Here is a 14,326-nt window from a genome sequence, read left to right on the forward strand (position 1 = left end):
CTCATGCGCTCACCCGATCAGTCAGCACATCAGAACAACGCCCCCAACACCGCCGCGGCTTCGTCAGCGGCGGGTACCGGCGCGCAAAACTACCCGGCGGACGCGACCCGAGTCGTCGACACCCGGATTACCCGCACGGACGGCTACTACACGGGTGGTTACCCCACAGCGGATGAAGACACCACCCTGCTACAGCCCACGCGCACGCTCGGCCACGCCGCAGCCCCCACCAAGGCTGAGCTACAGGCCGCCCCCGAGCCTCCCTTCGCGGCGGGTTTGCGCAGGTTCCTGACCGTTGTGCTGTGCGCCCTGGCCCTGGTGACCGCTCTGGGTGCAACCACGGGTGCCTGGGTGAACTCCAAGCTCATGTCAGAGCGCGGTTTCTCGCAGATTTCCTCCAGCCTGGCGGAGGACTCGCAGCTTGCCTCGCGCATCGCGGACGGTGCAGTCGAAGACCTCATGAACTCCGAAGCTATGACAACCTTCCTCGACGGCACCAAACAAAGCGGCTTATACTCCATTCTTGTAAAGCCGACACAAGACGGCATACGTTCCCTGCTCAACCGATCCGCGGCTGAGCTGTCAAAAACTGAAGAATATCGAAGCCTCTGGAAGGAAATAGCCGAGGAAACTCGCCGCTACAACCTCGAACACCAGGACGGCCCCGCCGTCATTGTGCTCACCCCCTTCTACCGTGCACTGGATGCGAAGGTCGGCTCTATCGGCTCCTTCGACCCGGACCTGACGAAGCTCGGCCCTGAAACCCTCAACATTGACCGGTTGAAGGACGGCAACAACCAGCAGGAGCAGCAGGAATGGTACCTGCATGCCGGCATCAACCGTGCCGCCGCGCTGGGCAAATCCACCGTGCCGCTGACCATCATCTCGGTGCTGAGCCTGCTGCTGGCTACGTTGCTGGCACCCAGGCACCGCATCCTGGTACCGGTGGTCACGGCTCTGCTCTACGCACTACTGGGCTGGGGCGCCGCAGCCTGGTTTGGCGCCCAAAGCCCTGAAACCTTGGGAATTACCAGCCACAGCACCGCCGGAACGGCACTGATTACCGGGGCATGGAACCAGCTTGCACCGTCACTGACCGGGCACTTGCAGGCGGCGGCAAGCTACGGGCTGGTCATGGCAATCCTCGCCCTGCTGCTCGGTATTCTGATTCGCCTCATCGCCCTGGGTCGTAGCCCTGCGAGCGGTGCCACAGTCATCACACACTAAAAGTCTGAACAACGTAGGATAGTAACCATGTCCACTGAAACTATTGCCCTGGGCCTGCCGCCCGTACCCCGCGAGCGCCGCAGCCGCGCCGAGGTTGAAGCCGCCGCACCCGTCACCGGTGAGAAGAAAGTCCTGCTCGCCACCCCGCGCGGTTACTGCGCAGGCGTTGACCGTGCCGTGATCGCTGTTGAGAAGGCGCTGGAGCACTACGGCGCGCCCGTCTACGTGCGTAAGCAGATTGTTCACAACCGCCACGTGGTGGAGACCCTGGAAAAGCAGGGCGCTATCTTCGTTGATGAAGTGGACGAAGTTCCCGAAGGCTCCGTGACCGTGTTCTCGGCGCACGGCGTGTCCCCGGCGGTGGTTTCCGCAGCCGGCGACCGCTCCCTGAACACTATTGACGCGACCTGCCCGCTGGTGAACAAGGTGCACCGCGAGGCTGTGCGCTTCGCCAAGCAGGACTACGACATCCTGCTCATCGGTCACACCGGCCACGAAGAGGTCGAGGGTACCGCCGGTGAGGCGCCCGAGCACATCCAGATCGTGAACTCGCCCGACGAGGTGGATCAGGTGACCGTCCGCAACCCGGAGAAGGTCGTCTGGATTTCTCAGACCACCCTGTCCGTGGATGAGACCCTGGAAACCGTGGCGCGTCTGCGTGAGCGTTTCCCCTCCCTGCAGGATCCGCCCTCGGACGACATCTGCTACGCAACCTCTAACCGCCAGGGCGCCATCAAGGAGATTGCACCGCGCGCCGACCTGGTGATCGTGGTTGGTTCGGCGAACTCCTCGAACTCCGTGCGTCTGAAGGAAGTGGCACTCGAATACGGTGCTAAGCGTGCCGAGCGTGTGGACTTCGCACACCAGGTGGACGAGTCCTGGTTTGAGGGCGTGGCAACCGTGGGCCTGACCTCCGGCGCGTCCGTGCCCGAGGTTCTGGTTCAGGAGGTGCTGGCTCTGCTCGCCGAGTACGGCTACAACACCATCGAAGAGGTGGAGACCGCGAAGGAAGACATTCTCTTCTCCCTGCCGAAGGAACTGCGTTCCGCCCTGAAGAACGATGAGAACGTGGGCCGCCAGCTCGGTGGCCGCGGCGCTAAGCCCACTCGCTAATACTTTTAGCTGATGACCCCGTGTCCTCTTCCCCTGTGTGGGGAGAAGACACGGGGTCTTTGTATCTGATATGTGGGGAAGCACTGTTTGGGACGGCGGTACGCGCCGGTCTACTTGGTGCGGTGCAGCAGACCGGTGGCCTGCTTAAGGACCTGACGATTCGCGCCACAATGCCATGTTCTGTTATAATAAATTGTATTTCTCGAATAGAAAGGTCTTAAGGTGACAACTCTTATTGAACATAAACGTGTAGAATTTTCAGAACTATTTTATGACCTAGTGTTTGTTTTTGCAATTTCAAAAGCAACTGCTTTAATTCACCCTCTTCATGACGGTGTTGTGGCTTGGGAATCTTTACTTGATTTCTTCATCTCTGTCATGGTTATCATCAATGCCTGGATGATTCAAACCATTTATACCAATCGCTATGGAACAAACTCGTTATTTAATATGGTAATCATGTTTACCAACATGGGACTTATGCTCTTTATATCCAATATGATTGGATACAATTGGCAACAATGGTTCTATTATACCTGTTGGGCTGTTGGTACATTGACCCTTACCTTATTTTTTCAATATTTGGTTGAGTTTTTTAGAGAATCAACCGATAATACTGATCGGGAAAGCATCAAAGGTTTTCTATGGTTAACAGGTCTACAAAGTTTAGGAGTCTATCTGGCAGCTCTTTTCCCTATTTACGTTGGAGTCTATATCTTTATTGCTAGTATTCTGCTAACATTTATTGTGCCAATTTTCTTGATGACTAAAGATGAGCATTTCCAGGTAAATCTTCCCCATTTAATCGAGCGCGTCTCCCTTCTTGTCATCATTACGTTTGGAGAGATGGTTATTGGGCTAGTTAACTTCTTTACAGTTGAGAATTTCTCTATATATTCGGTTCTTAATTTCGTTATCATGCTTTCCCTGTTCTTGTTTTATTTTGGTGAATTTGACCATGCTATTGATGAAGGATCCAATCAAAAGGGAGTATTTATAATTTATAGTCACTATCCTATTTTTATTGGGCTTATGTTGATGACGGTTTCGATGGGTTTTCTTCTGAATCCTGAGGCTAATCTTCTCGTTGCAATCAGCCTCTTTTATATCGGAATTGGCCTCTTCCAAGCTGCTGTCCTAGCAAATGGGCCCTACAACAAAAACTATCTTCGCTATCCGAGAAGTTACTACTGTGTCCAAGCGACACTCTATCTGGCTGCCTTGATTCTCTCTTTGCTTTTCGCTTCTAATGCTATAACAGTGTTGAGTATTGCAACCATTTTTACTCTAGCTATAGCTAGTCATTTTATTTCTTTCTGGGTTACACGTACTAAACAATATTCCGTGCCTTACTGGGGGTTCTTCTAATTAATTTATAAAAACAAAAAAGCCTTGGCTTCCAAGGCTTTTTTGTTTTTATAAACTAAATTTGTCCATCATTTGTTTATCAACTTCCTTTCCAGACATATCTAATCTGATGACACTATCCGCATCATCTCCAATCATATTGAGATACTCTAGATGAGAACGGAAGTTTTCTATCTTCCCTTCCAATAAATAGAGGGCCAGAGTGTCGATGTAGCCGTCTTCATACTGCTCACCTGCATCTACAAAGGACTGATACTTACCGAAACCCTTTTCTATGTCCTCAATAAACTCTTACTAATGAGCTTCAAGTGGTGAGTCTGGTCGTGTGGGCGGCTATCTTCCTGGGCGTTTCTGCCCTGCTGATGCGCCGCGCAACCCGCCGCTAAATGCTTCTTCCCGCCGCAGTCTCAAGAGTTCCGTAGTATCAGGGGCTCCCGAGGCTGCGGCGGAAGCCGTACCCGCTCACACCGCATCTGCTAACACTGCCGCGCCGCGTCCTGGAAACTGGTGCGAGTGGGTTCGTGGTGAAGGATACGGGTTCCCCGTGTGGGGAGAAGACACGGGGTCTTTGTATCTGATGTGCGGGATGCACGGATAGGGACGCTAGCGCAGCTTCACGTTCACGCTACGCGGGGGAATGCCCCCTCTGCGGCGCTGGGGCGCCTTGAGGACGGAGCCCCCGCTTCGCGCGACCGCCTCCGCTACAGCTTCGAGGGCCTATTACCCCGGAAATTACCGCGTCATACCAGCCCCTCCGCGAACTCATGACATTTGTCATGGGCAGGTCATGACACTCTGTACCGCACCGGTGCGAAAACCGGCGGTGTAATAGAAACATGAACACCGCAGCACTTCAGAATAGCAAGCAAAACACCGCAGAAACCGTTATTTCCGCCCGCTCCCTCCGCCAGGTTTTCTCCACCCGCGCGGCAGGCACCGTGGTCGCCGTCAACTCGATTGACCTGACCGTCAAGCGCGGCGAAATCATCGCACTGCTCGGCCCCAACGGCGCCGGCAAGACCACCCTCATCGACATGATTCTTGGTCTGACCCAGCCCAGCGGCGGCGAGTTGAGCGTCTTCGGTCGCAACGCCTCCGAGGCGGCACGCGCCGGTCTACTCGGTGCGGTTCAGCAGACCGGTGGCCTGCTCAAGGACCTGACGATTCGCGCCACGGTTGAGATGATTGCGGCGCTGTACCCCAAGCCTATTGACGTGGATGAGGTACTCGCCGGCGCCGACCTGACCGATATCGCTAAGCGTAAGGTCGGTAAGTGCTCGGGCGGCCAGCAGCAGCGTCTGCGTTACGCCCTGGCGACCATGCACTCGCCGGAACTGCTGATCCTGGACGAGCCGACCGCCGGCATGGACGTGAATGCGCGCCGCACTTTCTGGGAACGTATGGAAGCCATCGCAGAACGTGGAACGACCATTCTTTTTGCGACGCACTACCTGGAAGAAGCACAGAACTTCGCCCAGCGCATCGTGCTCATGGAATCCGGCTCCATCATCGCTGACGGCTCCTCCGACGAGATTCGCGCCCTGACCGGCCACCGCCACCTTTCCTTCCTCGCACCCGCACCCATCACCGACCTGGATGTGCCGGTCGAGGTGACCGAAGAGTCCGGCGGGTACCGCCACCGCATCTCCGTACTGGAGATTGAGCAGGTACTGCGCACTCTGCTGAACAACTACAGCATCAGAGACCTGGAGGTCACCAAGCCCTCCCTGGACGAGTCCTTCACCCTGCTGACTGAGCAGGCCGCCGCCTCCAAAGCATCCGACGCCTAAACATCAGACCGCCTAAACACCACACCATCTAAACGCTACGCCGCCGTTACACACCTCAAGGAAAACATCATGCTCCGCTACGCACTCTACGACATCCGCGCTTCTATCCTCTCGACCGACCGTTTCTTCTTCGGCGTGGCACTGCCGATTGTCTTCTTCCTGCTCTTCGGCGCGATGCAGGACTACTCTTCCCAGCAGATGGGCGACGGCAACGTAGCGGCCTACGTCATGATTGGCATGGCGCTGTACGGTGCCGTACAGAACACCGTGGCGATTAGCGGCAGCACCGTCACCGAGCTCTCCAGCGGCTGGAACCGCCAGCTGGCGCTGACCCCGCTGACCACCGGCAAGTACCTGGGTGCGAAGGCGCTGACCGCCCTGGTGATTTCTGCGCTGCCGGTGATTGCGGTGAACATTGTGGGCATGTTCACCGGTGTTGAGATTCCTGTGAACCAGCAGCTTGCCGCTGGTGCGCTGACGGTGCTGTGCGGTCTGGTGTTCGCCTTCTACGGCATCATGATGGGTCTGCTGATTCGTAACGAGAACGCCGTGTCCATTGCGAACGGTCTGCTGGTGATTATGAGCTTCTTCGGTACCGTGTTCTCCCCGCTGAGCACCGACCTGCTGAAGTACGCCCGCTTCACCCCGCTGTACGGTGCCGCCGAGATTGCCCGCTACCCCTTCAGTGCAGGTCAGACCATTATTTCGGGCGGTGAGGACTGGTTCGTGACCGAGCCGCTCTGGTACGCAGTGGTGAGCCTGGTCGTGTGGGCGGCGATCTTCCTGGGTGTTTCTGCCCTGCTGATGCGCCGCGCAACCCGCCGCTAAATGATTCTTCCCGCCGCAGTCTCAAGGGTTCCGTAGTATCAGGAGCTCCCGAGGCTGCGGCGGAAGCCGTATCCACTCACGCTGCTCCTACTAACACTGCCGCTACTGACACCGCCGCGCCGGTGGTATCTGCACCCGCGGCACCCGCACGTTAGGCTAGAACCATGACCGAAACCCACACCCACACCCATTCCTACGAGAACGAACACCCCCACGCAGAGAACGAGGTGGCACCCACCGCCGCGAAGCGCACCCTGGGCAAGAACCGCTTCCGCTTCCTCCACCGCGAACGCAGCGGCAACGTGAACTGGCTGGCGCTGGGTTTCAGCGCCCCGTGGCTGGTGTTTCTGCTCATGCCGCTGGACAGCTTCCTCACCACCCCGGAGCTGGCGCCGGTGCGCTGGACCGGTGTAGTGCTGGTGGCACTTTTCGCGGTGGTGAACTGCTCGGCGTACGCAGTGCCGTGGCTGGTGCCGGTCGCCTCCACGGTGCGCCGAAGCGTCATCTGGACGCTACTGATGGCACTGCCCGTGGCTGGCCTGACGGCGCTGCGGCTGGAATCGGCGTATGTGGTGTTTTTGTCGTTCAGCATGTACTTTGTGGCGTTCTGGATTTTTGGCACGATCGCCCCGTACCGCCTGCGCTTGGGTGTAGCGGCGACGATTGCCCTGGTCTGCTGGCTAATTTTTATGGCGAGTATCGGCTTTGACGTCACCGCGCGCGGCGGTATCGCCCTCTTTATCGGTGCGCCGATGGTGGGTCTTCTGGGCTTCTCTTACCTGATTGAGCTGGGCGAACGTGCGGACGTAGCACGTGCCTCCCTGGCGCTCTCCGAGGAGCGTGAGGAGATTGCCCGCGACGTGCACGACGTGCTGGGCCACTCCCTGACCGTCATCACCCTCAAGGCTGAGCTGGCGCAGCGTCTGCTGGAGATTGACCCCGCCCGCGCCGGCGCCGAAATGGAGGCAATCGCGCAACTGTCCCGCGCATCCCTGGCGGAGGTTCGCTCAACCGTGACGCGCCTGCGCGTGCCCGACTTCTCGGGTGAGATTGAGGGTGCGGGCCGTGCCCTGCAGACCGCCGGTATTCGCGCCGAACTGCCGGAGGCTCAGAGCGCGCTCGCGGTGGCTGGCGTGAACGCGAAGCTGTTCTCCTGGGTTCTGCGTGAGGCGGTCACGAACATGGTGCGCCACTCGGGTGCGAACGCGGCGCGGGTGCGCCTGAGCGCAACCGGTCTGGACATCCTTGACAACGGCGTGGGCGTGGGCGATGCCCGCGGTAACGGTTTGACGGGCATGGCTCAGCGTGTGGCGGCCTCCGGCGGTAGCGTGGTGATCGAGGTGGCGCCCGAGCAGTGGCTGGCGGAGAACCCTGGCGGTGGGGTGGGCACACGCATCCGTGTGAGCATGGACGGCGACACCTCGGTGCTCTAAAGACGCACGTTTAGCCGCGCTTTAAATGCTGAAAATTGGCGCCCAACCCTGGACGGGTGAGCCGGTAACCCCTGTATCGTGGTGGTAGGTAGCGCCCAGTGCGCCCGCCGTGCCGGTATTCGCTCGTTCCCCGTGAGGTTCCCATGATTCGTGTTCTGCTCGCTGACGATCAGCAGCTCATCCGTGAGGCTCTTGCCGCCCTGCTGGGTCTGGAGGTCGACCTGGAGATTGTGGGGCAGGTCGGTAGCGGTGACGAGGTGCTGGGCGCTGTCGCCCTATTGAAGCCGGACGTGGTTCTCCTGGACGTGCAGATGCCCGGTGCTTTGCTGGCTGATGGTATTGAGGCGGCCGCCGCGATTCGCGACGCGGGCGCGCTGAGCGAGTCGGGTGAGCCGGTGCGTACGCTGATTGTGACGACTTTTGGCCGCCCCGGTTATGTGCGCCGCGCCCTGGAGGCTGGTGCGAGTGGTTTCGTGGTGAAGGATACGGGTGCTCGCCAGTTGGCGGAGGCGATTCGTCGTGTGCATGCGGGGTTGCGTGTGGTGGATCCGTCGTTGGCGGCGGATTCTTTGGTGACGGGTGCTTCTCCGTTGACGGAGCGTGAGGCGCAGGTGCTACGTGAGGCGGCGTCGGGTGGTACGGCTCAGCAGATTGCGGCGGCGTTGTTTTTGTCGGCGGGTACGGTGCGTAATTATTTGTCGGCGGCGATGGCGAAGACGGGCGCGTCGACGCGTCAGGATGCGGTGCGTATCGCCACGGAGAACGGCTGGCTCTAGCCCCTGCTCTCATCAACCAGGACGACAACCAGGGCGGCTCCTGCGCGAACACGGTAGAATGGTAGTGTCTATGCCCGCAGGCGCCCCGCACCCGTTTCTTCCTGAGACTGGCGGTGCCGCGCTTGGATGCGGGCACCATTTTCGCCCTATGCCCACCCGCACCCGCCGCATCACGTACGCGGCGCATCCTGAGTGTGTGGCGGGGTACATGATTCGAAGGAAAACTTGTGGCTCTAACTATCGGCATTGTTGGCCTGCCTAACGTGGGCAAGTCCACCCTGTTCAACGCTCTGACCGGCAACACTGTGCTGGCGGCTAACTACCCGTTCGCGACCATTGACCCGAACGTGGGCGTGGTGAACCTGCCGGATGCGCGTCTGAACCGTCTGGCTGAGATTTTTGGTTCGGAGCGTATTCTGCCTGCGACTGTTTCGTTCGTTGATATTGCGGGTATTGTGAAGGGCGCTTCTGAGGGTGAGGGCCTGGGTAACAAGTTCCTCGCGAATATTCGTGAGGCGCACGCTATCGCCCAGGTGGTGCGTGCGTTTGATGACCCGGACGTCATTCACGTGGACGGCAAGGTTGACCCCGCCTCCGATATGGAGACCATCAACACTGAGCTGATTCTGGCTGACCTGCAGACTTTGGAGAACGCTATTCCGCGTCTGGAGAAGGCTGTGAAGATTAAGAAGGGTGATGCCGCTCAGCTGGAGACCTACAAGGCTGCGCAGAAGATCCTGGAGGATGGTGACACCATCATTTCTCGTGCGAAGGATGAGAAGCTGGAGCTGGCTCACTTGAAGGAGCTGAACTTGCTGACTGCTAAGCCGTTCATTTACGTGTTCAACGCGGATGAGGGCATTCTGGCGTCTGAGGAGAAGCAGCAGGAACTGCGTGACATGGTTGCGCCGGCTGAGGCTGTGTTCTTGGATGCGAAGCTGGAGGCTGATCTGGTGGAGCTGTCTGAGGAGGAGGCTCGCGAGATGCTGGAGATGAACGGTCAGGATGAGTCCGGTCTGGATCAGCTGGCTCGTGTTGGCTTCTCGACTCTGGGTTTGCAGACTTATCTGACTGCTGGCCCGAAGGAGGCTCGCGCTTGGACGATTTATAAGGGTGATACTGCGCCGCAGGCTGCTGGTGTGATTCACTCTGATTTTGAGCGTGGCTTCATTAAGGCTGAGGTTGTGTCTTTCAAGGATCTGGATGAGGCTGGCTCCATGGCGGAGGCGAAGGCTCGCGGTAAGGTCCGTATGGAGGGCAAGGACTACATCATGCAGGACGGCGACGTGGTCGAGTTCCGCTTCAACGTCTAAATCTGACGGGTCGATAGGACTTTGAGAATCCGGTGACGGGGAGGGATGACGAAAATCATCTCACTGTCACCGGATTTTTTGTACCCTTAGATCGTAATGTAAACCGCTAATTGAATTTTATGTAGGGAGCGCAAAAATGTCACCTAGATGAAATTCTGTTTTAGCTTGATTCTTTTATTTGGAGGATGAAATGAATAACTCTCCATTTCCTTTTGCCGAAAAGGGCGAATGGGTTGGTCATTGGTGGCTTCCCGAAAATCCTGATAACAAGGTTGCAGGAACCCTTATTTATGATGGTAAGGGGGGACTGAATCTCAAATTAGATAATTATTTTGATGGGTGTAATCCTGATGAAGTTGGGGAGATAGATGAAGATGAGCATGGGAATCTAGGTCGACTCGTTAGGGATAAAGATTTAATTTCGTATGATGTGATTTATGGTGTCGCTAACGGAGTAGATATTACGATTATGGATGCAAGAGATATGAGCCCCATAAGGCTTTGGAGGCCCAGCGGATTAAGTTATGCAAGTTATTGCAAGATCAAAGCGGAGAAGCTGATTCTAGGGAAACATCTAGAAAATAAGGATAATAAAGTATTTGGTGGTCTTAGGATTTCTGTTGATAATTTAGGTTTTTGGTGTTTATCGGCGGAAGAGAAGAAGGAAATTGATTTTGGGGGTCGGTATATTGAGCTGTGTAATGTGAATGAAATTGAAGCCTCTGACGGGGACGACTTGTTCTGTCGAATTCTTGTAAATGACGGTGTCTCGCTGGAAGAGGGGCTCGAAGAAGCTCGTGTTATTCAGAATTTTGTTTCCTTTGTTACGGACCAAGCTTCAGGTATTGTTTGGCTTCAGTTTGAGGACGCTGAGGATATTTCAAATTCTGATAATAAATGTGTGAGTATTATTTGTTCTCGGATGAAGATTGGAGAAGGACGTGGATGGTCCGGTAGTATTAGCGATGCTCGACTTGTCTCTGAAGCGTTTCCTTTTGTCGACTCTCTTGTGAAATGGTTTGATTTAGTGTCTCGCGCCAGGGCTGCGGTGAATATGGTGATGGCTATACAGCTTGAAGATATGCCTTTCATTGAGAATGATCTCTTAGCAGTGACTGGGGCGGCTGAAGTGTTGCATCGTAACCTTAAGATTAGACCTCATATGCATGATGCCGCAGAGTTTAAAAAGATGAAAAAAGAGATAATAAATGTAGTTCCTGCTTGGTATAAAGAAACTGTAATATCAAATCTTCGTAATGACCCAAGTCTTCGAATCAGACTTATGGATCTTGCAGAACGAGCGAATGAGGATAATGTTTTATACCTTGTTCCTGACGTTGAATACTGGGCGAAGAAAACCGTAAAAGCTAGAAATGATCTTACCCATAAAGGGGTGGCTCCTAAACAAAGTGTTGATGAGCTGCTTGCCATCGTTGATGTCACGAAGGCAATTATTAGGTTGGTCATTCTGAAGCGTCTTGGTGTTTCGAAGGAATATCAAAACGAGATTGTAAAAAATTATAGCCAATACATTAATGCGGCTCGTCGCGCGGGAGAATGGCTCACGCCTCCGCCGGAAGAAATAACTGAGGAAAAGCAAGGCAATACTGAAGCATAATGTCGTGGTGGAGCTCCGCTTCAACGTCTAGGAGGTAAGAAATGATAATCGATTGGTGGAATTCTCTTTTAAACAGGTTGTCGTGGGATGACCCGATGTTTCTCTTGGGTTTAGCATCCTTTGTAGCTACTGCACTCATCCCCATTGTGCTATGGAAGGTAGGAGCGAAACAAGCAAAACGTGATAGCGAGTTGCAAGCCAAAATCCTCGCTAATCTAACGTCGGTTTCTCAGCTCCAGCGACGCGATGCGCTGCTGGGGATTGTTCCTCAAGCCTCAGACCCCACACATCTGGCGCTACTGTGGAAGGAGATTCGTGGGTATGAGGGAGCGGATTGGGATTTCCTCCTCAATCATCTCCGCGCCAACCCTGCTCTTGCGCTTCCGGGAACGTCCACTGGTGTGAAAGTGCAAGATAACCTGACTGATGCTGCTGTGAGTAATTATGTTGACGGGTTCGAGCGTCGCTATGCAGAAAACGACAGGTACCCGCCCTATCCCGGATTGCTCAAATTCATTGCGGAAGTAAAAAGACAGGAAGCAAAGATTGAAGTCTCACGTATCGTTGAACTTGTTACGGGACCGACTGCAGAAAAGCAACGTCCGGGTCACTCCTTCTACCGGGATTTGGTTAATGCTCTTCCCCAGGCGGCGAGTCCTCTTCTTGACGCGGTTGAGAGGATTGATTCTCGGGCTCCCGGTGGTCTTAAGCTGAATGTTCTGACAGGTGCCCTTCTCGCGGTCAAAGACTTGGAAATGGGACGCGGAGGCCCGAGGCTGGATACGGATGAGGTGGCGGAGCTGAAGAGAGACATCGCGGATGCTCTCGCCTATCTGCTACATCGAGATGTCCTTCGCTCGTTTGACCGATGGGAAATTAAAGGCTCGACCGACAGTGTTACTGCTACAGCTGCCTGGCTCATCAGAGCGGTTGGCTGGGTTGCCGATGTCGATAGTCATCTAGCGATGCGGATGATTCAAAACCTAGCTCCCGCAATTGAATCAGTACCTGAATCGGAAGGAAACTGGGGAATTGATGATGTCGATGTCCGTCAGGGTTTCGAATGGATTAGTGAAAAGTGTCCTGATTTGTGGGAAATCTATGGGGAGAGGCTGGAAGCGGCTGTCGCGGAAGTCGGGCAGCGGAAGGGGTGGCTCTCCTCGTAGGGTACTGCTTACCCTGAAACATTGATATACGCCGTGACGTGGTGGAGTTCCGCTTCAACGTCTAAGCGATAAAAACATAACAGCGGAGCCCCGCACTACAGCTCGTAGTGCGGGGCTCCGCCCTATTCACCCTCGCGCGCCACAAAAAGCAGCCCTCGGGTGTAAGTCTTATTGACCGGGATTAGTGGTCAGCACCAACCATCACGTTGGATGCCTTGATGACTGCGTACGCGGTCTCGCCAACCTTCAGGCCCAGTTCCTTGATGGACTCGTTGGTGATGGACGCAGAGATAACAACCTCGGGAGCGATCTCAATCTTAACGATGCCGTTGGTTGCACCCTCGGTGATCTCAACAACCTTACCTGCGAACTGGTTACGTGCAGAAAGCTTCATGAAGTCGTGCCTTTCACTCAATAAACGTACAAATGCCCTAAATACTTTACACGCCCTATCTTCTGCACGATGAGCAAAAACCCGAATTTTCGCAAATATTACGCAAATTTTATATTCTTGGCTTCCCGGTCCCCTCCTCGGCCTCCTCCGCAACCTCAGATGAGCCGCAGATGACATACAGAAAAGTAGGCTTGAGACCCACCAAATGGTATAGTCAGCACGAACGCGAGAATCCTCGCACCCTCCACCGTCGCACCCCGCCCTCGCTGACGCGCGCCCACACGCCGCAGCACCACCGCAGTAATACTGCAGCATCACCGTGGCAGGGGAGCGACACATCCGCACAGATCGAAGAAGGAACCATGAGCGAAAACCTCAACGAAATCGAAGCACCCGCCTGCCCCGAATGCAACGAAAACTACACCTACGAAATGGGCGAACTCTGGGCATGCCCCATGTGCGGCCACGAATGGGAACGCACCGCAGCAGGCGAAACCGAAGAAGCAGCAGGCTCCAAGGTTCTGGACTCCGTCGGTAACGAGCTCGTCGACGGCGACTCCGTCACCATCGTCAAGGGCCTGAAGGTCAAGGGCGGCGCAGACATCAAGGCAGGCACCAAGGTGCGCGGCATCCGCCTGCTCGAATCCCCCGTCAACGGCCACGACATTGAGGCGAAGGTCCCCGGCGCAGGCCAGATGTACCTGAAGTCCTCCGTGGTCAAGAAGGCATAAGCGAAGGCGATATAGCCAAGAAGACGTAAAGCGCTTCGCACAAGACGCAGAAAAGGCGGCACCTCCCGCACTAGCTCACGCTAGGGGAGGTGCCGCCTTTTGCTTTATAAAAATTGCTTAGGTTTTAAAAGAAATTGACGAATATTTCTACTTTTTACCGGTCAGTCCCATGTACAGGGAAATGGTCAGCATTGCGGCAATAATTGAGATAATCCAGCGAATCCAATCAATGCCGCGAGTGTCTGCAACACCCAGCTGAGTCGCTGCCCAGGTACCGATAGCGGCGCCGACAGCACCGCAGATAATGGTCCAAAGAATCGAAATGTTCTGGCGACCTCGCATGAAGAAGCGTGCAAGTGCACCAATAATTGCGCCGGTAATAATGGTGCCAATAAAAGTACCCATTGTAATCTCCTTGGGTTTATATATCTGCCACGTTAGCAGATAGTATGTTGTTTTCAATTATACGTAAATATGATGTAAGAAGAGCTTATATGAGCTTTTATTAAGCTAAAAGCACCTTAACGTTTTATCTCTAAAACACTAAGGTGCTTTTCTCATTAATGAGA

13 protein-coding genes are annotated in these 14,326 nt (G+C 55.2%); 11 read left to right on the forward strand and 2 right to left on the reverse strand.

Annotated features, from left to right (window positions below; all coding sequences use genetic code 11):
• Positions 1-3: 3 nt before the first annotated feature.
• From RM6536_RS06325 to RM6536_RS06370, 10 genes are all read left to right on the forward strand, one after another.
• Positions 4-1,227, forward strand: coding sequence for a hypothetical protein (locus RM6536_RS06325; protein WP_060824469.1), 1,224 nt, complete (start codon positions 4-6; stop codon positions 1,225-1,227).
• Between the two features lie 27 nt (positions 1,228-1,254).
• Entirely contained in the window at positions 1,255-2,340 is a 1,086-nt protein-coding gene (locus RM6536_RS06330; protein ID WP_060824470.1) for a 4-hydroxy-3-methylbut-2-enyl diphosphate reductase, read from the forward strand.
• Positions 2,341-2,562: 222 nt separating this feature from the next.
• A complete protein-coding gene (locus RM6536_RS06335; protein WP_060824471.1) occupies positions 2,563-3,708 on the forward strand; it encodes a low temperature requirement protein A in 1,146 nt (381 codons plus the stop codon).
• Between the two features lie 836 nt (positions 3,709-4,544).
• Positions 4,545-5,498: an ABC transporter ATP-binding protein gene (locus RM6536_RS06340; protein ID WP_049356412.1), complete on the forward strand. Its 954-nt coding sequence runs from the start codon at positions 4,545-4,547 to the stop codon at positions 5,496-5,498.
• A 69-nt stretch (positions 5,499-5,567) separates the two neighbouring features.
• Positions 5,568-6,326, forward strand: coding sequence for an ABC transporter permease (locus RM6536_RS06345; protein ID WP_060824472.1), 759 nt, complete (start codon positions 5,568-5,570; stop codon positions 6,324-6,326).
• A gap of 164 nt (positions 6,327-6,490) precedes the next feature.
• Complete coding sequence (locus RM6536_RS06350) at positions 6,491-7,759, forward strand: sensor histidine kinase (RefSeq protein ID WP_060824473.1); 1,269 nt, start codon at positions 6,491-6,493, stop codon at positions 7,757-7,759.
• Positions 7,760-7,902: 143 nt separating this feature from the next.
• The gene (locus tag RM6536_RS06355) at positions 7,903-8,535 is read left to right on the forward strand and encodes a response regulator (protein WP_060824474.1); all 633 of its coding nucleotides are present in this window, start codon (positions 7,903-7,905) and stop codon (positions 8,533-8,535) included.
• 227 nt (positions 8,536-8,762) lie between these two features.
• The gene (ychF, locus tag RM6536_RS06360) at positions 8,763-9,848 is read left to right on the forward strand and encodes a redox-regulated ATPase YchF (RefSeq protein ID WP_060824475.1); all 1,086 of its coding nucleotides are present in this window, start codon (positions 8,763-8,765) and stop codon (positions 9,846-9,848) included.
• Positions 9,849-10,038: 190 nt separating this feature from the next.
• Positions 10,039-11,466 (forward strand): HEPN domain-containing protein, encoded by a 1,428-nt coding sequence (locus RM6536_RS06365; RefSeq protein WP_060824476.1) that lies wholly within the window; start codon positions 10,039-10,041, stop codon positions 11,464-11,466.
• Between the two features lie 41 nt (positions 11,467-11,507).
• Entirely contained in the window at positions 11,508-12,632 is a 1,125-nt protein-coding gene (locus RM6536_RS06370; protein ID WP_231917942.1) for a hypothetical protein, read from the forward strand.
• 181 nt (positions 12,633-12,813) lie between these two features.
• On the opposite strand, the gene RM6536_RS06375 is transcribed toward RM6536_RS06370, so the two are convergent.
• Complete coding sequence (locus RM6536_RS06375) at positions 12,814-13,026, reverse strand: TOBE domain-containing protein (RefSeq protein WP_005505155.1); 213 nt, start codon at positions 13,024-13,026, stop codon at positions 12,814-12,816.
• Between the two features lie 362 nt (positions 13,027-13,388).
• Here RM6536_RS06375 and RM6536_RS06380 point away from each other — a divergent pair, with 362 nt between their 5' ends.
• Entirely contained in the window at positions 13,389-13,757 is a 369-nt protein-coding gene (locus RM6536_RS06380; RefSeq protein WP_060824477.1) for a zinc ribbon domain-containing protein YjdM, read from the forward strand.
• Between the two features lie 147 nt (positions 13,758-13,904).
• Here the strand turns inward: RM6536_RS06380 and RM6536_RS06385 are convergent, their stop codons facing one another.
• Positions 13,905-14,162 carry a GlsB/YeaQ/YmgE family stress response membrane protein gene (locus RM6536_RS06385; protein WP_049358631.1) on the reverse strand — a complete coding sequence of 86 codons (258 nt, stop codon included), beginning with the start codon at positions 14,160-14,162 and terminating at the stop codon, positions 13,905-13,907.
• Positions 14,163-14,326: the final 164 nt, after the last annotated feature.

The sequence above is a fragment of the Rothia mucilaginosa genome (genome assembly GCF_001548235.1).
GTDB lineage: Bacteria > Actinomycetota > Actinomycetes > Actinomycetales > Micrococcaceae > Rothia > Rothia mucilaginosa_B.